20 protein-coding genes and 1 pseudogene are annotated in these 21141 nt (G+C 70.4%); 13 read left to right on the top strand and 8 right to left on the bottom strand.

Annotation, left to right across the window (positions count from 1 at the left end; all coding sequences use genetic code 11):
• The first annotated feature begins 310 nt into the window (after positions 1 to 310).
• From ACFY9I_RS21965 to ACFY9I_RS21945, 5 genes are all read left to right on the top strand, one after another.
• Positions 311 to 1555, top strand: coding sequence for a phosphotransferase (locus tag ACFY9I_RS21965; RefSeq protein ID WP_391004054.1), 1245 nt, complete (start codon positions 311 to 313; stop codon positions 1553 to 1555).
• Positions 1552 to 2466: an ADP-ribosylglycohydrolase family protein gene (locus ACFY9I_RS21960; protein ID WP_391004052.1), complete on the top strand. Its 915-nt coding sequence runs from the start codon at positions 1552 to 1554 to the stop codon at positions 2464 to 2466. The genes ACFY9I_RS21965 and ACFY9I_RS21960 overlap by 4 nt, the downstream gene beginning before the upstream one ends.
• A 332-nt stretch (positions 2467 to 2798) precedes the next feature.
• A complete protein-coding gene (locus tag ACFY9I_RS21955) occupies positions 2799 to 3062 on the top strand; it encodes a GlsB/YeaQ/YmgE family stress response membrane protein (protein ID WP_391004049.1) in 264 nt (87 codons plus the stop codon).
• Positions 3063 to 3594: 532 nt separating this feature from the next.
• On the top strand, positions 3595 to 7347 hold the full coding sequence (locus ACFY9I_RS21950) for a helix-turn-helix domain-containing protein (RefSeq protein WP_391004047.1): 3753 nt from the start codon (positions 3595 to 3597) through the stop codon (positions 7345 to 7347).
• 457 nt (positions 7348 to 7804) lie between these two features.
• Positions 7805 to 8569 carry a ribosome-inactivating family protein gene (locus ACFY9I_RS21945; RefSeq protein ID WP_391004045.1) on the top strand — a complete coding sequence of 255 codons (765 nt, stop codon included), beginning with the start codon at positions 7805 to 7807 and terminating at the stop codon, positions 8567 to 8569.
• 147 nt (positions 8570 to 8716) lie between these two features.
• Here ACFY9I_RS21945 and ACFY9I_RS21940 read toward each other — a convergent pair whose 3' ends face one another.
• Both ACFY9I_RS21940 and ACFY9I_RS21935 read right to left on the bottom strand, forming a co-directional pair.
• The gene (locus ACFY9I_RS21940) at positions 8717 to 9829 is read right to left on the bottom strand and encodes a histidine kinase (RefSeq protein ID WP_391004043.1); all 1113 of its coding nucleotides are present in this window, start codon (positions 9827 to 9829) and stop codon (positions 8717 to 8719) included.
• Entirely contained in the window at positions 9826 to 10521 is a 696-nt protein-coding gene (locus tag ACFY9I_RS21935; protein WP_391004041.1) for a response regulator, read from the bottom strand. The genes ACFY9I_RS21940 and ACFY9I_RS21935 overlap by 4 nt, the downstream gene beginning before the upstream one ends.
• 276 nt (positions 10522 to 10797) lie before the next feature.
• Here ACFY9I_RS21935 and ACFY9I_RS21930 point away from each other — a divergent pair, with 276 nt between their 5' ends.
• The 3 genes from ACFY9I_RS21930 (at position 10798) to ACFY9I_RS21920 (ending at position 14473) form a co-directional block, all read left to right on the top strand.
• On the top strand, positions 10798 to 11655 hold the full coding sequence (locus ACFY9I_RS21930; protein WP_391004039.1) for a GNAT family N-acetyltransferase: 858 nt from the start codon (positions 10798 to 10800) through the stop codon (positions 11653 to 11655).
• 421 nt (positions 11656 to 12076) lie between these two features.
• On the top strand, positions 12077 to 13021 hold the full coding sequence (locus ACFY9I_RS21925) for an RNA polymerase sigma-70 factor (protein ID WP_391004037.1): 945 nt from the start codon (positions 12077 to 12079) through the stop codon (positions 13019 to 13021).
• A gap of 189 nt (positions 13022 to 13210) precedes the next feature.
• Entirely contained in the window at positions 13211 to 14473 is a 1263-nt protein-coding gene (locus ACFY9I_RS21920; protein ID WP_391004035.1) for an FAD-dependent oxidoreductase, read from the top strand.
• Between the two features lie 236 nt (positions 14474 to 14709).
• Here the strand turns inward: ACFY9I_RS21920 and ACFY9I_RS21915 are convergent, their stop codons facing one another.
• On the bottom strand, positions 14710 to 15330 hold the full coding sequence (locus tag ACFY9I_RS21915) for a methyltransferase domain-containing protein (protein WP_391004033.1): 621 nt from the start codon (positions 15328 to 15330) through the stop codon (positions 14710 to 14712).
• A gap of 10 nt (positions 15331 to 15340) precedes the next feature.
• Entirely contained in the window at positions 15341 to 15511 is a 171-nt protein-coding gene (locus ACFY9I_RS21910; RefSeq protein ID WP_391004263.1) for a DUF4265 domain-containing protein, read from the bottom strand.
• A gap of 369 nt (positions 15512 to 15880) precedes the next feature.
• Between ACFY9I_RS21910 and ACFY9I_RS21905 the strand changes: the two genes are divergently transcribed.
• A complete protein-coding gene (locus ACFY9I_RS21905) occupies positions 15881 to 16780 on the top strand; it encodes a nuclease (RefSeq protein WP_391004030.1) in 900 nt (299 codons plus the stop codon).
• Positions 16781 to 16790: 10 nt separating this feature from the next.
• On the opposite strand, the gene ACFY9I_RS21900 is transcribed toward ACFY9I_RS21905, so the two are convergent.
• The 4 genes from ACFY9I_RS21900 to ACFY9I_RS21885 form a co-directional block, all read right to left on the bottom strand.
• On the bottom strand, positions 16791 to 17168 hold the full coding sequence (locus tag ACFY9I_RS21900; protein WP_391004028.1) for a fic family toxin-antitoxin system, toxin component: 378 nt from the start codon (positions 17166 to 17168) through the stop codon (positions 16791 to 16793).
• Positions 17168 to 17407, bottom strand: a complete 240-nt coding sequence (locus ACFY9I_RS21895) for a hypothetical protein (RefSeq protein ID WP_391004027.1) — start codon at positions 17405 to 17407, stop codon at positions 17168 to 17170. The genes ACFY9I_RS21900 and ACFY9I_RS21895 overlap by 1 nt, the downstream gene beginning before the upstream one ends.
• Before the next feature lie 292 nt (positions 17408 to 17699).
• Positions 17700 to 17981 carry a hypothetical protein gene (locus ACFY9I_RS21890; RefSeq protein ID WP_391004025.1) on the bottom strand — a complete coding sequence of 94 codons (282 nt, stop codon included), beginning with the start codon at positions 17979 to 17981 and terminating at the stop codon, positions 17700 to 17702.
• The gene (locus ACFY9I_RS21885; RefSeq protein WP_391004023.1) at positions 17941 to 18333 is read right to left on the bottom strand and encodes a TetR family transcriptional regulator; all 393 of its coding nucleotides are present in this window, start codon (positions 18331 to 18333) and stop codon (positions 17941 to 17943) included. Before ACFY9I_RS21885 ends, ACFY9I_RS21890 begins: the two co-directional genes overlap by 41 nt.
• Positions 18334 to 18462: 129 nt before the next feature.
• On the opposite strand from ACFY9I_RS21885, the pseudogene ACFY9I_RS21880 reads away from it, so the two are divergent.
• From ACFY9I_RS21880 to ACFY9I_RS21865, 4 genes and pseudogenes are all read left to right on the top strand, one after another.
• A pseudogene (locus tag ACFY9I_RS21880) lies at positions 18463 to 18847 on the top strand (VOC family protein).
• Between the two features lie 44 nt (positions 18848 to 18891).
• Positions 18892 to 19503, top strand: coding sequence for a dihydrofolate reductase family protein (locus tag ACFY9I_RS21875; protein WP_391004021.1), 612 nt, complete (start codon positions 18892 to 18894; stop codon positions 19501 to 19503).
• Positions 19504 to 19853: 350 nt separating this feature from the next.
• Positions 19854 to 20348: a MarR family transcriptional regulator gene (locus ACFY9I_RS21870; protein WP_391004019.1), complete on the top strand. Its 495-nt coding sequence runs from the start codon at positions 19854 to 19856 to the stop codon at positions 20346 to 20348.
• Positions 20349 to 20511: 163 nt separating this feature from the next.
• The gene (locus ACFY9I_RS21865) at positions 20512 to 21129 is read left to right on the top strand and encodes a DsbA family protein (RefSeq protein ID WP_391004016.1); all 618 of its coding nucleotides are present in this window, start codon (positions 20512 to 20514) and stop codon (positions 21127 to 21129) included.
• Positions 21130 to 21141: the final 12 nt, after the last annotated feature.

The following is a 21141-nucleotide window of genomic DNA, read 5'->3' as shown; positions in this document are numbered from 1 at the left end:
GGGGGGGGGGGGGGGGGGGGGTGCGCCGCCCCACCCGCCAGGGGCGCCCCCGGGGGGGGACGCACGCCATGGGTGTACAACCGCCCCCCGGGGGGGGGAACCGGCGCCCGACCCGCTCCGGGGGGTCGGCCGTCGCCCGTTCGCCCCACCCTGGCCCTCCCTCCACCCACAACCGACCTCACAGGACCGGCCTCACGGGACCGCGTGCGGGACCGGCTTCGAGACCGACTTCGTCACCGGCTTCGAGAGCGAATGCGGCCCGAGGCGATATTCGTTCGCCCACGTCCACCACGGCCTTCAGACTGTCGCCGTGAGCCGAACCGTGAGCGCGTGGGTGACGTCGGGTGAGGACTTCCTCGGTGTGGCCGGACCTTTCCCCGTCACCACTCCGTGGTGGGCGGAGGTCGAACCGGTCGTGGGGCAGGTGGAGCGCGCACTCGGGGTGCCCGTGCTCGTCCTGCGCCTCCTGCGGGTCGACGGAGGCGAGGGCGGGCGGGACGGACATGTGACGTACCAGGTGGAGGCGTTGGAGCGACCCGGACTCGCCGGATTGAGTCAGCCACCCGACCACCACTGCCATGCAGTGGAGGACGACGCTCTTCGTGCCCCATGGGCGCGGGCCGACGGGTTGCGCGAACTGCTGGACTGGGCCTCGCGAACGCTGGCCGCGCTCGGGCGGCCCGTGACGGGGCCCGTCGAGCAGCGGCGTACATGGAACCTGGCGGGTCTCTTCCGGCTGCCCACCGCACGGGGCCCGGTGTGGCTCAAGGCCACCCCGCGTTTCGCCACGGACGAGGCCACGGTCATCGCCGCGTTCGCCCAAGTGGATCCGGGACTCGTACCGACGGTCCTCGCCGCGGGTGAGCGTCGGATGTTGCTGGAGCACATCCCCGGCGAGGACTGCTGGGCGGCCGACGCCGCCATGGTCGAGGCCGGGGTGCGCCGGCTCGTCGCGGCGCAGGCCGCGCTGGCCGACCGACGGCCGGCCGGGCTACGGGACCGGCGGGACCGGGTGCTGTGCGGGTTGGTGGACGAACTGCTCGACGGTGCTGTGGAGTCGGGCATCACGGAACAAGAGCGGGACGAGGTGAGAGGCTGGGCGGGCCGCTGGGAGCGGCTCGCCGACTGCGGGCTGCCCGACACCGTCGTGCACGCCGACTTCCACCCGGGCAACTGGCGCAGTGACGGCCGGCCACCGGTCGTCGTGGACTTCGCCGACACACACTGGGGCAACCCGGTCCTTGACTGTCTGCGGCTGTACGACTTCCTCCCTGAGGCGGTACGCCCGACGGCCGTTCGCGTCTGGGCCGACGCCTGGAAGGCACACGTACCGGCGAGCGATCCCGCCCGCGCGCTCACCCTGGCCGAACCATTGGCGCACCTCGCCTACGCCGTGCGCTACCAGGAGTTCCTCGACGGCATCGAGGCGTCCGAGCGGCCCTATCACGAAGGGGATCCGGCCGCCGTGATACGCCGGGCGCTACGGTGCGCGGCGGACCCGACGCTGAGAATCGGACCGCGGGAGCGCCGTCGCGCTGCCATACTGCCCCGATGATCAACGTGCCTACCGCTGTGCTGGACTCCTTGCACGGGCTCGCCTTCGGTGACGCCTTCGGTGACCGTTGGTTCGGCATCTTGCGCCGGGACGGTCCGGCGGCCCTGGAGGCGCGGACGCCGCCCCCGGAACCACTGTGGCGGTGGAGTGACGACACCGCCCAGGCACTCGTTCTCGTCCGGGAACTGGCCGAGGGCCTCGGCACCGTGGACCAGGACCGCCTCGCCCTGCGCTTCGCCGCCGCCTACGCCGACGACACACACCGCGGTTACGGAGCCTCGATGCATGATGTGCTTCGTCGGATCAGGGCGGGCGAGCCGTGGCCGGAGGTGGTCGCCGGACAGTTCGGCGGCCAGGGCTCCTGGGGCAACGGAGCGGCCATGCGTGCGGCTCCCCTGGGTGCCTGGCACCCGGCCGACCTCGACACGGTCGCCGAACAGGCCGCCCGCCAGGCACTGGTCTCGCACCATCACCCGGAGGCCGTCGCCGCGGCGGTGGCGGTCGCCCTCGCCGCGGCGCTCGCGACCCGCAGCCGTGACGGGCACGCCCCGACCCGGCCGGACTTTCTTCGGACGGTCGCCGCACGACTCCCCGACAGCGACGTCCGGTCGGGAGTGCGCATCGCGGCGCGGATGCCGGAGCACACCTCGGTCCGGCATGCCGCGGAGGTCCTGGGCTCCGGCTATCGCATGTCCGGCCCCGACACCGTCCCCTACGCCCTGTGGTGCGCGGCAGGGCACCTCGACGACCTGCACGAGGGCCTGTGGCTCACGGTCGCCGGGCGTGGGGACATCGACACCACCTGTGCCATCGCGGGCGGGGTGATCGCCGCTCGCACGGGCGTCGCCGCGCTCCCCCCTGCCTGGCACCCGGCCCGTGAACCGCTGCCCTCGGTCGTACCAGGGATATGACGGCGTGACAGGCGGGTCGCAGACGGGTGGCCGGCAGCCGTCGCATCTCCGCCTCGGGTACAGGTCTGCGCCGCTCTCGGTGAACGGGTCCGGTTGCACGCTCCACAGCCGGAACACCTCGTCGAGCATCCGAGACCCCTTCCCCGCATGCAACGGGTCCGCGAGTCGGTCCCGGTCCCGTCGCCCCTCGCGTGGCACCGGTCCACTCCGCCTCCGTCAGGCGGACGGGGTGGCGACCCGGTGAAGAACGTGCGGCGAGGAGGGGACTGCACTCGCGTTCGAAGGGCACTCGCACGGTTGCGGGGATCCGGACGACAAGGGGCGGAGAACAGATGGAGATCGACGGCATCATCAGTGCCATCGTCATCGGCATTGTCATTGGCGTACTCGGCCGACTCGTCGTGCCGGGCCGGCAGCGCATCGGCATCCTGCTGACGATCCTCGTCGGCATCATCGCCGCGCTGATCGGAACCGCGATCGCCGCCGGGGTCGGCGTGGCTGACACCGACGGCGTCGACTGGGCCGAGTGGCTCATCCAGATCGGGCTGGCGGCGCTGGGCATCGCGGCGCTCGACCGCACGAAGGCGCGGCACTGAGGGGACGGGACGACGGTCGGCGGCCGTGCCGGGCTGCTGCCCACAGCGTGTTCCCGCACTCCAGAGCTTCGTGGCCGAGTTCGCTAACGATACGACCTCTGGTGAGCCCGGAGTCGTTCGACGGCACCCCTGCAACGCCTGGTCCGAACGATCGGTGTCAGCGCCGGCACCGTGGGCCTGCTCGTCATGCGTGCCGGCCTGTAGGTGCGGCCGGCCTGTAGGTGCGCGGCACGTACGCCGACCGGCGGGATGCGTGTACAGGGCAAGGATTCGGCCGTCATCGAGAGCGGTCACTGCCGCCGGGATCGTCTGCTTTCGGTGACGAGAGCTCGTAGGTAGTCCAACCGAGCCCGGAAGCCCGGGAGTTGTCAGTCATCCCCCCACTCGTCAGGGAGAACAGACTCAGCACCGCCGGTACGAACTCCCTCTCGGGCGAACATCACAGTGGGAAAGGGTTCTCGCCCGAGGGAGACGAAAAGTAGCTTGTGCTGCTGATCAGCTTGTTCTTCTTGTATGCGAAAGAGGCTTCGCCGTGGGGCGTCCCGAACTACCGGTCGACCCGGCGGCCGGTCCCGTGCAGCGACTCGCCCATGATCTTCGGGAGTTGCGCGTTTCGGCAGGTGGCGTGTCGTACCGGACCATGGCGAAGAAGGCCGGCTTCTCGGTGACGACCCTGGCGAAGGCCGCGAGCGGCGAGCGACTGCCGTCGTTGGCCGTGCTCAAGGCGTACGTCCAGGCATGCGGGGAGGACCCCGTTCCGTGGGAGGCGCGGTGGGCGGAGGCCGAGGCGCTGGCCGGGGAGGAGAGACAGGAGGATACCGACGCCGCACCGCCCTACCGTGGTCTCGCGCGCTTCGAGCCGGACGACCGTGAGCTGTTCTTCGGCCGGGACCGACTGATCGACGAGCTGGGCGAGTTGGGGTGCGGGTCCCCGTTCGCCGTGGTGTTCGGGGCGTCCGGCAGCGGCAAGTCCTCCCTGCTGCGAGCCGGTCTGATTCCCCCGCTGCGGGAGAAGATCGCGCAGCAGGGGCGTAAGGCGGTGCTTCGAATCCTCACTCCGGGAGCCCGGCCCGCCGCCACCTACGGACATCTGCTGACGCCGGCGGCCGACGATCCGGAGAGCTGGGTGGTGGTGGATCAGTTCGAGGAGGTCTTCACCCTCTGCCGCGAGCGCGCCGAGCGGGACCGCTTCCTCGACCTTCTGCTCGCCGCCCGCGCCCCGGGAAGCCGACTGCGTGTACTCATAGCCGTACGGTCCGACTTCTACGCGCGGTGCGCCGAGCACCCGCGGCTGGCGGAGGCGCTGCACGGCAGCGGACTCCTGGTCAGGTCCATGACCGCCGACGAACTGCGTGAGGCGGTGATCGGTCCCGCGCAGGCGGCCGGGCTCATCGTGGAGCGGACACTGACCGCACGGATCGTCGAGGACGTACTCGACGAGCCCGGCGGACTCCCGATGCTGTCCCACGCCCTGCTGGAGACCTGGCGGCGGCGCAAAGGACGGATGCTGACCCTGGCCGCGTACGAAGCGGCCGGCGGGGTGCGCGGCGCGATCGCGGCCAGCGCCGAGGAGGCGTACGGGGAACTCTCACCGGCGCAGGCGCACGCTGCCCGGCACCTGCTCCTGCGGATGGTCGAGCCCGGCCAGGGCAACGCCGACACCCGCCGCCCGCTCACCTGGGAGGAAATGGCCGGGTGGGAGGACCCCGACGTGCGAGCCGTCGCCGGGCGGCTGACCCGGGCCCGGCTGCTGACCACAGACGACGACGGAGTACACCTCGCCCACGAGGCACTCATCACCTGCTGGCCGCGGCTGCGCGAGTGGATCGACGCGGACCGGGAGCGGCTGCGCCACCATCGGCAGCTGACCGACGCCGCCCGCACCTGGCTGGAGCACGACCGCGACCCGGGCACGCTCTACCGGGGCACCCGCCTGGCGCGGGCCGAGGAGCTGTTCGCGGGCGACGGCGGCAGCAGCGACGACGGCTACGTCGGCGGCTACGACGGTCTGACTTCCGAGGAAACGGCCTTCCTGATCGCCGCTGCGGACCAGCGGGCGGCGGAGGAGCGGGCCGTCACCCGGGCCCGGCGCCGGAGCCGCACGCTCACGGCCTCGCTCTGCGCCGTACTGGCGGTGGCCCTGGTCGTCGGCCTGACCGCCGTACGACTGCGTCAGCACAGCGAGCAGCAGAGCACCGACACCGCGGCCCGCCGGGTGGCCGCTGTCGCCGAGGCTCTGCGGACCACCGACCCGCGCACCGCGATGCTGCTCGGCGTGGCAGCATGGCGGATCTCTCCGCTGCCGGAGTCCCGCCGAGCCCTGCTGGGCGCGCTGGCCCAGCGCGAACTGGGCAACTTCACCGACCCGGCGCCAGGTGACGAACCGAACCGGTTCCTCGACAGCTCCGGGCGCACTCTGCTCAGCGTCGGCGACAACACCTGGCGGACGTGGGATGTGGGCACCCACCGCCGTATCGCCTCCGGGCCGTTACCTCAAGGGGCGATACTCGGCGCGGGTCCGGGCGGCCGGGTGCTCGTCCTCCAGACCGCCCAGCAGACCCAGCGACTGTGGGACACCCGAAGGAAGCGCTGGATCGGGGACCCCCTGCCGTTCAGGGACACCGTGAGCTTCGGGGCAAGTGGCCGCACCTACCTGGTGAGGAGCCCGGACGACGACGGGGCCGGGCTCTACTCGGTCACCGACGGCCATCTGGTCTTCCGGACCCCGTCGACCGGTAGGGGAGAGCTCACCCAGGCGGCGGCCGACGACGACCGGCTGCTGGCCGTCTGCCCGCGCGGCCGGGCCCCGCAGGTCTGGGACACCTCCGCGCGCAGCGTCCGGCGCGGTGCCTGGACGAGCGCTCGGGGTGTCTGTGGTGACGACACCCTGCTGGGCCTCACCAGCGGCCGGCTCCTCGCTCTCTCCGGGGACCGGGTGCGTGTATGGGACACCGCGTCGGGACGAGAGCTCGGCGACGTCGCCCACCCGGGTGCCTTTGGCGCCGTCGTGAGCGCGGACGGCTCTTTTCTGGCGACCGGCGGCGTCCAGGAAATCAGAGTGTGGCGGCTGCCCACCGGCGGCGGCGCCCCCGTTTTCCGGCACTCCCTGGACAACGAGTCGCTATCCGGTCTCGCATGGGACTCCTCGCGGCCCCTGCTGCTGTACCTCGAAGGGGGCACGGTTCACACTCTCGACCTGACCTCCACGCTCACCCGCGCCCGGCGCAAGAGTCCGCTCGCCGGGGTGCGGCTCAGCCCGGACGGCAGGACGCTCGCCACCGCCGAACGTCGCGGTGACGGCTACCTCTTCCAGCTGCGGAGCACGCGCGACGGCCGTCTGCTGCGCACCCTGCCGGACCCGTCACGTCCCGACTCCCACATCGGCACACCGACCGTCCCCTTGGACGTCACCGAGCCGTTGCTGTCCTTCAGCCCCGACGGCGACACGTTCGCGTACGGAGTCTCCGTCCCCGGCTGGGACCAGGTGCCTCAGCGTCTGACGGTGTGGGACGTGGCCGCCGGACGGGCGAAGACCACGGTGGACCTGGCGACGGCGTCCGCGATGCCGACGGACGCGATCGCCCTGGGACCGGGCGGTCGTACGCTCCTCACCGCACGTCTGACCGATGGCGGCTACGTCAACGAGACATGGGACACCATGCGGCAGCGGAGGACGGCGCTCCTGCCCGGCCCGGCTGGTGTTCATCTGGCCGTCAGCCCGGACGGCGGGCTCCTCGTGACCAACAACCGCGTCGTCCGAGCGGGCCGGTCCCGCACCCAGGACCTCGTCCAGCGCGAGGGCATCGGAGCCATCGCCTTCGCGCCCGACGGCTCCGGCTTGGCTGCGGGCGACTGGACGGGACGGGTGGCCGTCTGGGACGGCGACCTCCGACACCGCGCGGGCATCCTGAGGAACGTCTTTCTGACGCCCGTCGATCCGTCCTCCGACTCGGCCGAGTTGATCACGACTCTCGCCTTCAGTCCGGACGGCGGCACGCTCGCCGTGGGCGGCGACGCGGGCACCGTCCAACTCTGGGACATCGCGACCCAGCAACCCCTCGGCCCTTCTCTGCCCACGTCGGGGGAGGGAGTCGACACCCTCGCCTTCAGCCCGGACAGCACCACGCTGTACGCGGGCGGCGCACGCGTCCCGCTCCAGCGGTTCGTCGTGGATCCCGACCGAGCGGTATCCCTTGTCTGCTCCCGTGCCGGGAACACGGAGTTGACCCGGGCGCAGTGGCACACGTACCTGCCAGACCAGCCGTACCAGCGGGTCTGCCCCTGACCGCCTCCGTGGATCATCAAAGTGGCGGGCAGTCTGTTTCGCTACCGTGCCTGGGCTGTCGCCGCCATCGCTGTGCGGCACGTGCGCGGCGCCAGTCCGCGGGCAATGAGGTCTTCGGCCCGGGTACGAAGACGGCGAGCGTCGAGGAGTCGCCGTGCACCGGTGGCGTCCCGCACCGGCGCGGCGCCCGCCCGATGTTCCTCAAGATCGATACCAGGCCGAGCTGCGCGGCTGGCTCCGCGCCCCGTCACTCGCGCGGACCGCACGCGTCCGCGTCGCGCCGTCGGGGCGAAAGCCACTGAGTAGCGGCGGGAAGCCGCATCGGCCCCATATCGGTACGAACAACATGAAGTCCGATGCTCCGGAGTTGTATGCGGCGGCAACAGGGGCCTGCCAAACAAACTCCTAGCTGTGAGCGTGAGCAAGATCGCCGCACGTCGAACCACCGGAGCACACCATGCCCACCAGTGTCCTCATCACGGTCACCCTCTCCGTACTTCTCGGGATTCTGGTGATCTTTCTTCCGCTCGGGGGCACCGACAGATCCGCATCGACGGCGGCGGACCATATGCCGATCGACGCCGAGACCGTCGCAGGCCGGACACACGTCGACTTCCCCCTGGTCCACTGGAACATCAGCGGCGGCTCAGGCGCCTACCTGACGATGCTCGACCAGCTGCGGAACCTCTCCGAGACCTCCGCCGACAGCCGCCGCACACCCCACGCCGACACCGGGGTGAACACCGTCATCACCGACAACACGTTGACCCGGGAATTCGCCGACATTGTGATCAGCTGTGACAACGACACCCCAGCGGTGCATGCAGTCATACGGTTCAGCGACTTCCACGTCGTGCGGTTCTTCTCCAGCGACACCCCGCACGGCTTTGCCCTGAACCTTTCCCCCGATGTCCCCCGCAAGGACGACGTCACCAATGACGACTGGTTCGTCGGCAAGGAGGGCTACGACGCCCTCGCCCGCGTCGCGAATCAGTCGTTGACCGCCGTCAACCTGAGCGAAACCAGTCTTGAGAACAGCCTCAGGGATCTTGGCATCCGCAGCACCGACCGCACCGCCCAGGCGCGCGGCATACTGCGCTACCTGATCGCCATCACCAAGGCCTCCCGGTTCCGCCCCATCGCCACTCACATCGCGAGCGGCATGGACAACGGGTCCGACGTCTTCCTCACCGCACAACACGTCGGCGCGATGCGCAATTAGGACTTGCCCCGTCGATCATGCGACTTCTGCGCGTCAGGACGGGGAGCGGGGCGGCGGGCGTAGCAGGGTCCAGGGCGCCGGCGGCCGCTGTCGGCCCCGCGGCTCACGCGTCAATCTTGTGAGCCGCGGGGCCGACGGAACCGCATGTCAGTCCGTGCTGAGGGGAATCCTCAGCCGCACCCGGTAGCCGCCCTGCGCGGTGGGGCCCGCGTCCAGGGTGCCGTGCAGGATGTCGGCCCGTTCCCGCAGACCGACCAAGCCCTGCTGCGAACCGGGCAGGGAGAGGGAGGGGCGCGTGGGAGGGGTGTTGGTGACGGTCACTCCGATGCCGTCGCCGTCCTGCCACAGCTCGACGCGGGCGTTGGCGCCGGGGGCGTGCTTGCGGACGTTGGTCAGCGCCTCCTGAACCGTGCGGTAGAGGGCGCGTTGGGCGGGTGTGCCCACGGTGGGCGGCAGCTCACCCGTCAGCTCCGTGTGCGTGCCGCTGGATGCCACCAGTTTGCGCAGGTCGGCCAAGGTGGGCTGCGGCGTCAGCTCGGTGGCGTTGCCGCCGGAGGCGCGCAGCAGTGTGACCATGGTGCGCAGCTCGTCGAGGGTGGTGACGCTCAGCGAACGGATCGTGCGGGCGGCCTCCTTGGCGTCCGCGTCCTTGGCGGCGACCTGCAACGCCCCGGCCCGTACGGCGATCAGGCTGACCTGGTGGGAGACCACGTCGTGCATCTCGCGGGCCAGCTGGGCGCGTTCACGGGCGAGCACGGCCTGGGCGTGCAGGGTCCGCTCGTGCTCCCTGGCCTCCTCGACCTCGGTCAGCCGCCGCGCCAGGTCCCGTCGTGCCTGGAGAAGCTGGCCGAACAGGACCGGGGCGACGCTGGTTGCCAGGCCGTACACGAAGAAGACCAGCGTCATGGTCCGGTCGGCCTCGGCCAGGGGCCACGGAGTGCTGCTCGCGACGGCGGCCAGGACGACACACACCGCGAGGAGAGGGCGGTTGCGGGAGCGTTCGGCCAGGGTGAACAGCGCCGCGAGCACAGCGACGGCGACATCCTGCATCAGCGCGATGGGCAGGGTGATCAGGAAGACGCCGAGCGGGAACCTGCGCCGGAACGCCAACGCGGCGCAGCCGACCGCGGCCAGCGTGACCTCGGGACGCGTGTACACCCACATGTCCACCACCAGCACATCCACGGCCGCCACCGCCGCCAGGACGATGTCGACGACCGGCGCGGGAACCCGCTGCCACACGGCACGTGCACGGCTCATCCCCCGACCTCCGACCGCGGGCGCTCGTCGAGCAGCCCGGCCCGCTGCGCCAGCAGCGCGGCCTGCACCCGGCTCGCCACCCGCAGCTTCGTGAGGATCGCGCTGACGTGGTCCTTGACCGTGCCCGCCCCCAGGTGGATACGCGCCCCGATGTCGGCGTTCGAGAGCCCCTCCGCCACCAGGACGAGGACGTCGCGCTCCCGCGCGGTGAGCAGCCGGACCCGCGCCGCCTCCTCGTCGACGGCCGCCTCGGTGCCGGGGTGGCTGTGCAGCAGGGCCCGCGACGCCTTGGCAGAGAGCACCACACCGCCCGCGGCCAGGGTGCGCACCAGGTGGGCGAGCTGTTCCGGCTCGGTGTCCTTGAGGAGGAAGCCGGCCGCGCCGGAGTTCAGCGCGGTCAGGACGTACTCGTCGGCGTCGAACGTGGTCAGCATCGCCACCACCGGCGGATCCGGCAGCGTCCGCAGCTCACGCAGGACGGTGAGCCCGTCGACGTCCGGCATCCGGATGTCCAGCAGCACCACGGCGGGCCGCTCCCGGCGGACCGCCTCGACCGCCTCGCCGCCACTCGCGGTCGCGACGACCTCGATGTCCTCGGACGCGCCCAGAATGAGTTCGAAGCCCGAGCGGACCAGTGCCTCGTCGTCGACCACCACTACCCGGATCACGCGCCCCGCCTCACCTTCGTTCATGCCGTCCGGCCCATGCCGACTCGACCCTAAAGCCATACAGAGCTCTTGCGGCCTGCGAGCGGCAGCTCCAGCCACACAGCGGGGTAGCACCCACCAGTCGGCAGGGAAGACGGCAGCCTCCTGCCGGATCCGCAGCTAGTGGCCGTCTACCGGTGGCAGTGCCGGCAGATGGGGGCGCGGGGTGTGGCGCGGGCGGCAGGACGTGTTGGGGGTGGACCGGCCGACCCCCGCAGGCGGTTTGAAATGAAGTGGCGTCGCTGGTGCCCTGTTGCTTGGATGCCCGGCGTGACTTCTGCTGCTTTTGACGATCATCCTGAGCGGGCGTTGCTGGACCGGCTCGAGGAGTACTACGACGCGGTCCCACGCCACGGTGCCCGAGTCGAGGACCACGGGCCGCTGACCCTGTTCGTGCGGGAGGGCCAGGGCTGGCCGTTCTACGCACGTCCCGCACGGGGATGGACCGGACCGCTGGAGGTCACCGACGTGCAGAAGGTCCGTGCCCGCCAGCGGGAACTAGGGATCCCGGAGAGTTTCGAATGGGTCGCCGAGACCACGCCCACGCTGCGGGCAGCAGTCGAGGAGTCGGGCCTCGTGGTCCACGAACATCCGCTGATGGTGCTCGATCCCGGTACTCCCGCAACTCCATTGGAGGGGTTGTCCGGCAGCATATCCGTGCAAATCGTAGGCGCGGACGATCCGATACTGCCCGGCGCGCTGGCCGTTCCTCACCTCGCCTTCGCCGAGCCTGGAAGCCACATCGGTCTCGCGGGCACATCGCATCTGGCGGAAGCGATCGACGCCCACGTCGCCGACGGATCGGTGGAACGCATGATCGTGCGTATCCGGGCAGGCCTGACGGCGGTCGCCGCAGCTGTCGAGCATGGATCAGCGCTGTCCGCAGGCCAGCACCAACCGCTCGCAGAAGTCAGCGAGATCGTCGGCGTCGGAACGCTTCCCGCAGCTCGCCGTCGCGGTCTCGCACGCGCGGTCACCGCGGCACTGGTGGCCGACGCCCGATCACGGGGTGCGGCGACCGTCTTCCTGTCGGCAAGTGACGACGACGTCGCGCGGGTCTACGCCCGACTCGGCTTCCGCAAGATCGGTACGGCGCTGATCGCCGAACCTGCCGAATAGGTCGGCCCCGCCCACTTCGCAGTGCTTTTACTTCTGACCGACATTTTCGGGCTCTGTGATCGACAAGTGGCGTCCAGACTCGGATACAGGCGGTGTCCGTTTTCCCCTACAAAGCCCCAGTTCCGGCAATGAAGTCGGTCCTACCTTTCCGCCCTGTCGACTTGGAGGAGAGCAGCAAGGAATCGGCTCAGCGGCCGGTTTCTGTGTCCTGCCGGGCACAGGCGGGCAATGTGAGGACGGTGGCCCACCGCCTCAGGGCGGCGTTCCAAGGGTGAGCTGCCGTCATCCAAGGACCGCCCATACACCCAGCCGCAGAACCGTGTGATCACCCAGGCGGGCCGAGCGGCTCCAGGGGATGCGCTCCGTCACACGGTCACGGCGACGAGGGCCGGGAAGACGGTGCCGCACTAGGATCCGGGACATGGCACTGACGACGCACGACGTGGACCGGTTCGAGGCGACCAGGCCCCGTCTGGAGGCGATCGCCTACCGCCTCCTCGGCTCGGCGAGCGAGGCGGAGGACGCCGTACAGGAGACGTTCCTGCGCTGGCAGGCCGCCGATGCCGACCGGATCGAGGTGCCAGAGGCCTGGCTGACGAAGGTGCTCACCAACCTGTGCCTCAACCAGCTCACCTCGGCCCGCGCGCGCCGGGAGACCTACGTGGGCCAGTGGCTGCCCGAGCCGCTGCTCGACGGCGACCGGATGCTCGGACCGGCCGACACCGCCGAACAGCGCGAATCCGTCTCGTACGCGGTGCTCACCCTGCTGGAGCGCCTCACCCCCAACGAGCGGGCGGTGTACGTGCTGAAGGAAGCCTTCGACTACCCGCACCGGGAGATCGCCGAGATCCTCGACATCAGCGAGGCCGCCAGCCAGCAGATCTTCCACCGCGCGAAGAAGCACGTGGCGGCGGGCAAAACCCGTACGGAGATCGACGAGGCGGCGGCCCGGCGGATCGTCGAGGAGTTCCTCGCGGCGGCCACCAGCGGGAAGACCGAGCCGCTGGTCAAGCTGCTCACCTCGGACGCCATCGCGGTCGGCGACGGCGGCGGAAACGTCCCGGCCCGCGCCAAGGCGTTCGAGGGCGCCCTCGCGGTCGCGAAGTTCATGCGGGGCCTGTTCAAGCCGGCCCCCGTCAAGCGGGCCATGGTCGGCGGCTCACCCGAGATCCACGTCTCGACGGCCAACGGCGGCCCCGCGATCCTGGCGGTCGTCGACGGCCGGGTCGTCGGGGTCATCTGCCTGGAGATCGGCGCGGAAGGGATCGTCGCGTTCCGCAGCCAGGTCAACCCCGACAAGCTGCAACGCGCGACCGAGGTGTGGGCGGCCACCGAGCACAGGGAACCCCTGTTCCACGCCTTCTGACGAACGCCGTCCGAACACCTCTTCGTACGAGACGCCTCTCCGACGCGCTTCGACGAACCGGTCACACCTTCCAACCGAGAGTGTGATCTGCTTCACATCCTGTTCCTGTCAGGAAACCACGGGCTGCCCGGTTCAAGGGGCGTGACCGAGCAAGGGCAAGCGTCGGACCCGCGCAGACAGGAGCAGGAAATGCAGCACCGCATCATCGTCCTCGGAGCCGGCTACACCGGAGCCACCGCCGCCGGGCGCCTCGCCAAGCGACTGCACCGCGCAGACGTCGCCATCACCCTCGTCAACGCCGAGCCCGACTTCGTCGAACGCGTCCGGATGCACCAGCTCGCGGTCGGCCAGGAGCTCAAGCCCCGGCCCTTCGACGAGATGTTCGCAGGTACCGGCGTCGAGGTGAAGCTCGCCAAGGTCGCCGGTATCGACGCCGACCGCAGGACAGTCACCGTCGTCGACACGCACGGCACCGGGAGGCAGGAAGTGCGGTACGACACCCTCGTCTACGCCCTCGGCAGCGGCTGGAACCCCCAGGGCGTCCCCGGCACCGCCGAGCACGCCCATGAGATCTCCAGCCGCCCCGGAGCGCTCCTGCTGCGCGAGCGGCTGGCCCGGCTGGACGCGGGACAGCCCGTGGTGGTCGTCGGCGGCGGACTCACCGGCCTGGAGGCGGCGACCGAGATCGCCGAGACCCGCCCGGATTTGGACGTGGCCCTCGTGGCCCGCGGCGGCTTCGGCGACTGGCTCTCCGACAAGGGCCGAGGACATCTGCGGAAGGTCTTCGCCGGGCTCGGCATCACCGTGCACGAGCACACCGCCGTCACCGCCGTCGAGGCCGACCGCGTCCTGACCGACGGCACGTCCGTCCCGGCCGCGGTCACCGTGTGGGCCACCGGCTTCGCCGTCCACCCGGTCGCCGAGGCCAGCACGCTGGAGGTCTCCGGCACGGGTCAGATCGTGGTCGACGGGACCATGCGCTCGCTCTCGCACCCCGAGGTGTACGCCGTCGGTGACGCGGCCTTCGTGAAGGGGCCCGGCGACAAGCCGCTGCGGATGTCGTGCGCCTCCGGCGTTCCCACCGCTTGGCAGGCCGCTGACACCATCGCGGCCCGCCTGACCGGTGGAAAGCTCCCCAAGATCCCGATCCGCTACTTCCAACAGTGCGTCTCGCTCGGGCGGAAGGAGGGCCTGATCCAGTTCGTCACCGCGGACGACCGGGCCGTCCCCAAGGCCCTCACCGGCCGCCTCGCCGCCGTCTACAAGGAACTCATCTGCAGGGGCGCGGCCTGGGCCATCGCCCACCCGACAGTGGGCATGCCGGTCCGCCGCCGCCGAACGGTACAGCCGGCGGGCCGGACGGATCAGGCGGGTCGAGCGGATCAAATGGGGCGGACGGGCTCGGGGAGCCCGGCAGGGCATGCGGACTCGGCGGCGAAGGCCGCGGTTTGAGCCGTACGGCGGCCGACGGACGACATGGCCCGGCCCGTACGGGGCGGCCTGGCCGGACAACGGAGCGGGGCCCTCGACAAGAGGGTCCAGCCCCGCTTCCGTCCCACGCCACCGGCGCGGACCCCCTCCACCTCGCACACGTCTTCTCCCTCGGCGCCAAGACCAGCCCCCGCTACACGACCGCGGTCGCCGTCTCGGCTGCCGAACACGAGTCGCGCGCCCGCTGAGCTGGAACTTTAAGGGCGGCGTGCCCAGAACAGGGCATGTCCGCCGTCGCCCTCAGGGATGAACTCCTCCCGTTCGACCATCAAGCCGGCCTGTTCGATCCACTCACGGTTGGTGGCAGCATCCGCATGGCTCCACCACATCGGGGCGCCGCCCCCGAGCCAGTTCTCCTCGGTTCCGGTCCACTCGCCGTGTCCCGTGGTGGCCACGAAACAGCCTCCCGGGCGGAGCCACCCAGCGATCTTCCGCAGCAGGGGCGGCTGCTCAGCCAGTGGAATATGGATCAGGGCGAAGAAGGAGACGACGGCGTCGAAGGACGCGGCGCCGAAGGAGACAGCCGTGGCGTCAGCGTGGACGAACTCTGCCTGAAGCACCCGCTCGCGGGCCCGGCGGATCTGCACCTCGCTGATGTCGATGCCGGTGACCCGGCAGCCGGCGGCGGCCAGAGTGTGTGCGACCGGCACCCCACTGCCGCAGCCCAGGTCCAGCACCGTCCCACCGGCCGGGATCCGCTGGCAGAGGTCGCCAAGCAGTGACTGGTACTTCGTCTCGGCGCCGTAGGCCTCGTCGTAACGCAAGGAGACGGCGTCGTACCCACGTCGGACCAGGTCCTTCGGATCTGTGATGTCCACGGTCGAGACGTTAACCAGGGGTCCCAGCCAAGGCGAACAAATATCTCGACATCCGGCCGGATGGTGCAGTTCTCCCCACCGTGTCACTGGCCCAGCGGACACCTTCGTCGTCGACCTCCACCCGGATGATGTCGTCGCTGGCGACTCCGCGTACGAACCACGGCGTGTTGTCCAGCCGCACCGTCCCGTCGCCGAGGTCCACCGTCCACAAGCTCTCCACGCTCGGCTGGCGGCCAAGCCGTCCTCATCCATCTCCACACGAGTGGACCTTCACGTGGTCGTCTCCGATGCCCGTCACCACAACATCATCCGCATCCGTCCGCACCGCTCAGCCCCCGGAACTACGCACTACCGGCGTCGTATCGACACACCGATACCTGCCGACCGTGACGTGAACCCGCAGCAGCACGACGACAGCGCGATGTCCCGCTCACCCTTTCGCACGCGGCGCCACCCTCCTGCTCGCGCGCCCCTTGGTCGGTCCCGCGTTTCCTCGTCCTGCGGAATGACAATGGCCTGCGCTCACTCCCCCACACCACTGGAGACATCCATGCCCACGCCACCGCCCGCGCCCATGCTGGCCATCAAAGGGACGTATCGAGTCATCAACACCCGGCCGGACGGCGACACCGTCTCCTTCCTGCCCCAGGATCCTGGCTTCTGGTGCGACGTGCCCGGCAGGAACCGGGTCGAGCGCAACAGCCGTGGCGGCGGTACTGTCCGGATGGACGCCATCGACGCGCTGGAGACCCACTACAGGGGGGTCGGCCCCAAGGAGGTGCACCAGCCGCTGCACCTGGGCGCTCGCGCGGCCCGCGAGGAGTTGCTGTCCTGGCTGGGCTTCGGCAGCATCCTCATGGACGAGCGGGAGAAGGTCACCGCCTCCACCCCGGAGACCGTGCCCGGTTACATCCTCGCGAGCGGCGCCGACGTCTTCGGCCGCTGTGTCGCCCTGGTCGGCCGGGGCGACCTGCCGCCGGGCGTCAAGAACGGCCGACGCAGCATCGTGACCACCGACCATCTGCACCAGACAGCCAATCACCGACTCCTCGAACTCGGCCTGGTCTACCCGACCTTCTACAGCAAACTCCCCGAAGCGCTGCGCGAGGACATGGCCGAGACCACCCGGCGGGCACGGGCCACCAAGGCCCCCAACAGCGTGTGGGCCAAGGACGTGACCTTCGAGGACGGCGCCAAGATCGAGGACCTCACTTCCCTCACCGCGCACCAGGTGATCCTGCCGAAGCTGTTCCGCCGCCTCGTGGACTACATCCGCCTCTTCGGCCCGCCCCTGACCTGCTTCCCCGCATATCTGGCCGGCGAATACGAAGAGTTCCGCCTGTCAGGGCAGGAGGAGTCCTTCCATGGGCTGCAGCACGTCATCGAGATCACCGACAACACCATCAGGATGACCCGGCCGATCGAGGACATCACCCTCGTCGAGAAGTGACCCGCGGACGTCAGGTGGCAGTGGGCCACGTCCGCAGCAGTGCGGCGATCTTCCCGGCGGTGCAGGCGGGGTCGAGGAGCAGGTCCTTGAGGGCGACGGCGTCCTCGCGGGCCGGCTTGACGTGAACCCCTGCGGCCTCGAGGTACATGACGCCGGACGCGGCGGCGACAGCCATGTTGGAGCGCTCCAGCCAGCGGCAGCGGCCCAGCGTGTGCACCAGGGCGGCGGCTTTGGCGTAGGGGCCGTCGTAGACGGGCTGCTCGAACAGTGCGGCCCGGTGGCGGGCGACCGCCGAGACGGGAACGCCGTAGTCGTCCGGGGCCGGATCGTCCGCCCCGGCGGCCTCGGCGACCTGCAGGATCCACGGAACGTCGATGTGCAGGTCCATCAGGCCGCGCGCGCTCCCCGAGCCGTCTGCTGGGCGTCCTCGGCCTCGTCGAAGACCGTCTGGTGTTCGGCCAGAAAGCGGGCGGCCGCGTCCACCGCACGGGCACGCAAACCACTGGCATCGTCCTGCACCAGCCGGGCGAGGTAGTCCCCGATACTCAGTCCCAGGTCTGCGGCGCGCCTCTTCGCGAGTTCGGCAACGTCCTCATCCACGCGCGCGCCCAGTTGCGTCTTCGCCATATCAACATGGTAACAGCTGTTACCGAAGGGCGAGGGCGGCCATCGCGGGCGCGGCGGCCGTCCCCGCCGAGTTCCCGTCGAACAGGGCAGCACGGCGGGGCGCGGACCACCCGCTGGTCTTCGGGGGCACGCTCGGCGGCTGCCCGGTCCCACCGTCCGTCTCGCACATCCAACGCCGCGCGCGCCGGCGTGGGCGGGCGTCCCGCTCGCTCCCGTGATCACCGAGACTTCTTGGGGCGCTTGCCGGGCCGGTAGCTGATGCCGGGCGCCGTCCCGGCGATGGAGGCCGAGTTCATGCCACGGCGTAGTGCCCGAGGACCGGTTCCAGCAGGCCGAAGGCGGCGGCGGCCTCGTCCGCGACGACTGCGGCGACCTCGTCGTTCGTGCGACCGGCGAGGGTGCGCTCCTGGACGCGGCGGAACATGACGCGGTGCACCGCTGCGAGGAGGGCCGCGGCCGTCTGAGCGGTGATGTCGTCAGGGGCGGGCCCCGTGGCCTCGGCGAGGGCGGCGGCGAGTGCTTCTTCACGTCGGTCAGCAGCGTGCGCACGCTGGCCGTGAGGTCGGGCTCTCATGGACCATCCGGGAAAAGTCCAGGCCGGCGAAGCCGATGACCGAGTCCTGGGCGGCGACGCCGGCCTCGAAGTTACGGCGCAGCGCCCTGAGGGCGGACTCCCCGGTGTTGCGAGCGGCCACGGCCTCAGCCAGGCCCGCCACGAAGGCGTCCTGGTGATCGAGGGCCATGCCTTCCTTGCGCGGGAAGCAGTTCGTCACGGTCTTCTTGGCGACGCGTGCGGCGGTGGCGATCTCCGCGATGGTCGTCGACTCGAAGCCCTGGGCCATGAAGAGCCGGGTGGCGTAGCCGGAAATCAACTGTCGGGTCTCGCGCTTCTTGCACTCGCACAGTCCTGCACTCTCCACACCCATGCGCGATCTTACGCCGGTAGCAAAATTATGTTGCATGCAAACTTATCTCTGATCTAATCTCAGGTCGTCCTGACTTCGACGCGCACCGTCCGCTCCCCGCTCCCTCTCGCCCCGACCGAAAGAACCCGCGTGCAGATCACCGCTTCCACCGTCTCCCTCACCGGCGACGACGTGGCCGCGTCCCGCTCCTCATTCACCACCCACCTCGGCTACGAGGAGCGCATGGCGGACGGATTTTCCTCGCTGGGCCGCCCCGACGCCGCGGCCGACATAGTCCTGCGGGGCACGGAGGTCCTGCCTGCCGACCGACCAGCGCGATCAACGCGTCGGCGGGCTCATCCTGGCGTTCACGCTCGACACGGGCATCGCCCACGAAGAGGACAGGCTCCGGGCCGCGGGCGTCGACATCACGATGCCGCTGCGTGAAGAGCCGTGGGGTGAACGCCTCTTCCAGATCACCGACCCCAACGATGTCGCCGTCCAGTTCGTGGAGTGGGCCTCCCCCACGACCTGATCTCCGGCACTGCGGACAAGACGACCACTCCACGAAGGGCACTCATGCGCGAGCTCGTGTACTACATCGCCTCCAGCCTCGACGGCTTCATCGCCGGGCCGGACGGCGCGGACCCCACCGGCCCCGACGGCTTCTGGCCGATCGCACCGGACTACGTCCAGCGAATGGCCACCACGTACCCCGAGACCCTGCCCGCCGGGGCCCGCGAGGCGCTGGGCATCACAGCCGAGGGCACTCATTTCGACACCGTCCTGGAGGGCCGCAAGAGTTACGAGATCGGCCTGGGGGCGGGCGTCCCGGACGCCTATCCGCACCTGCGTCACCTCGTCTTCTCGCGAACGCTGACCGAGGTGCCCGCCCCGGCCGTGGAGCTCGTCGCCGACGATCCCGCGGCGAAGGTCCGTGAGCTCAAGCAGGAGGACGGCAAGGACATCTGGCTGCTCGGCGGAGCGGAACTCGCCGGTGCTCTCTACTCGGAGATCGACCGGCTGATCGTCAAGCTCAGCCCCCTCACCATCGGCGACGGCATACCCCTGTTCGCCCGTGGAACAGCCTTCGACCCCCGCCTCTGGCAGCTCACCGACCACACCGCACTGGAAAGCGGCGTCCTCTTCCTCACCTACCGGCGCGCGCCCGACTCCGGGGCACGAGGCTGACGCGGCAGCGGTCCGGGCCGTGGGAGGCGGCGCCGGCCCGTGTACGGGGACTGATCGCTCCGCCGCAGCGCATAGAGGGCCGGCCCCCGTCCGAGGGGGCCGGCCATGCCGGGCCGGACCGTATCCAGCGGGTGGTGAACCCGTGTCGAAGGGGATGCCGGCGAAGTCCTCGATGATGTTCGCCGGTTCGTGGTCGACAACCGGGGCAGAACAAGGCGGCCTGTCCGCGGCGGTCGGCGGGCGCCTTGCCGACCCGGTCTGGGACGGTGCGGTCACGGAACGGCCTAAGGGCTGCTGTGCGGCATGATCGGTGGGCGGGGTGGGAGCAGAACGGAAGGGGCGCCACGACTGTGAACGAGCAGGCGGAGATCTCGACGCCGAAGGACGCCGCGGACAACGCGTTAATCCTGGCCTTCGGGCGGTTGCAGGGGGCTGCGAACCGGCTGGAGTACATCATGGGCCGGGCCCTGGAGGTGGAGTGCGGCATCAGCCATCTGATGTTCGAGGTGTTGCTCATCCTCGGCAGAGGCGGGGAGCCGGGCATGTCGATGCGGGCCATCGCCCAGGAGCAGGTCCTGACCACTGGAGGAGCGACACGCCTGGTGGACCGCATGGAGGCGGCCGGCCTGGTCGAGCGGGTCGAGGATCCCGGTGACCGGCGCGGGCGGTTGGTGTACCTCACTCCACTGGGGGAGGAGACCACGGTCGCCGCTTCGCGAGTGCACCTGGAGAACATCAGGCGCTACTTCTTGGCGCCCCTGCCGGTCGAGGACCGGGAACGGTTCGCCGAGGACCTCCGCATGCTGAGCCATGCCGCACGGGACGTGCTGCCGCGGCTTCCCTGAAAGCGCTGCCTGGGGCAGCCTGTGCCGGACGCCACGGGAGCGGGCACCGGGTTGTGATGACGATCACCGACCCCTAGAGAAATACCTGACACATCAGATACTGTTGTGTCAGATGAATCGCTCGCATCAAGGTGAGCGCCGCACCGTTCTGCCGAGGTCCTGGATGAAGCTCGTCTACGTTTTCGACGCTTACTGCGGCTGGTCTCACGGGTTTTCTCCGACGTTGCGCGAGGTGGCGTCCCGGCATCCGGAGCTCACGGTGGAGGTGGTCTCCGGCGGCCTGTTCACCGGTGAACGCCGGCTGCCCATCCGGGAGTTCGGTCATGTCCCCGGTGCCAACGCCAAGATCAGTGAGTTGACCGGCGCGGAGTTCGGTGACTCCTACCAGCGGTTGATCGCGGACGGTTCGTTCGTGATGGACTCCGAGGCCGCAGCCCGAGGTGTGGCCGCCCTACGCCAGGTCGCTCCCACGCGGGTGGTGGAGCTGGCCGCCACCGCGCAGCGGGCCTTCTACGTCCACGGCCGCAGCCTGTCCGAAACGGCGACCTACCGGGAGATCGCCGAGCAGATCGGGCTGGACGCGGACGCCGTCGCCGCCGCTTTCGAAGCGCCCGAGGCCCGGGCCACGGCCGAGGCCGACTTCGCGCGCGCCGCCGAGCTGTGCGCCCACGGCTTCCCCACGCTCCTCGCCGTCGATGGCGACCGCGCGACGACCCTGGCTCGCGGCCACGCCACCGCGGACGACGTCGCGCGGCGTCTCGCGGCCTCCCCCACCTTCTGACCTTGCCCCCGT

The sequence above is a fragment of the Streptomyces sp. NPDC012510 genome (assembly GCF_042955065.1).
In the GTDB taxonomy this organism is placed as follows: domain Bacteria; phylum Actinomycetota; class Actinomycetes; order Streptomycetales; family Streptomycetaceae; genus Streptomyces.
The sequence above is the reverse complement of the archived record's forward strand: the minus strand, read 5'-3'. Positions and strand labels throughout refer to the sequence as shown.

Coding starts and splice junctions, on each gene's coding strand:
- ACFY9I_RS21865 (WP_391004016.1), top strand. CDS start 20,512: ATGAAGCTCGTCTACGTTTTCGACGCTTACTGCGGCTGGTCTCACGGG.
- ACFY9I_RS21930 (WP_391004039.1), top strand. CDS start 10,798: ATGCCCGGCGTGACTTCTGCTGCTTTTGACGATCATCCTGAGCGGGCG.
- ACFY9I_RS21925 (WP_391004037.1), top strand. CDS start 12,077: ATGGCACTGACGACGCACGACGTGGACCGGTTCGAGGCGACCAGGCCC.
- ACFY9I_RS21905 (WP_391004030.1), top strand. CDS start 15,881: ATGCCCACGCCACCGCCCGCGCCCATGCTGGCCATCAAAGGGACGTAT.
- ACFY9I_RS21895 (WP_391004027.1), bottom strand. CDS start 17,407: ATGGCGAAGACGCAACTGGGCGCGCGCGTGGATGAGGACGTTGCCGAA.
- ACFY9I_RS21920 (WP_391004035.1), top strand. CDS start 13,211: ATGCAGCACCGCATCATCGTCCTCGGAGCCGGCTACACCGGAGCCACC.
- ACFY9I_RS21900 (WP_391004028.1), bottom strand. CDS start 17,168: ATGGACCTGCACATCGACGTTCCGTGGATCCTGCAGGTCGCCGAGGCC.
- ACFY9I_RS21945 (WP_391004045.1), top strand. CDS start 7,805: ATGCCCACCAGTGTCCTCATCACGGTCACCCTCTCCGTACTTCTCGGG.
- ACFY9I_RS21885 (WP_391004023.1), bottom strand. CDS start 18,333: ATGGGTGTGGAGAGTGCAGGACTGTGCGAGTGCAAGAAGCGCGAGACC.
- ACFY9I_RS21940 (WP_391004043.1), bottom strand. CDS start 9,829: ATGAGCCGTGCACGTGCCGTGTGGCAGCGGGTTCCCGCGCCGGTCGTC.
- ACFY9I_RS21890 (WP_391004025.1), bottom strand. CDS start 17,981: ATGAGAGCCCGACCTCACGGCCAGCGTGCGCACGCTGCTGACCGACGT.
- ACFY9I_RS21935 (WP_391004041.1), bottom strand. CDS start 10,521: ATGAACGAAGGTGAGGCGGGGCGCGTGATCCGGGTAGTGGTGGTCGAC.
- ACFY9I_RS21875 (WP_391004021.1), top strand. CDS start 18,892: ATGCGCGAGCTCGTGTACTACATCGCCTCCAGCCTCGACGGCTTCATC.
- ACFY9I_RS21955 (WP_391004049.1), top strand. CDS start 2,799: ATGGAGATCGACGGCATCATCAGTGCCATCGTCATCGGCATTGTCATT.
- ACFY9I_RS21960 (WP_391004052.1), top strand. CDS start 1,552: ATGATCAACGTGCCTACCGCTGTGCTGGACTCCTTGCACGGGCTCGCC.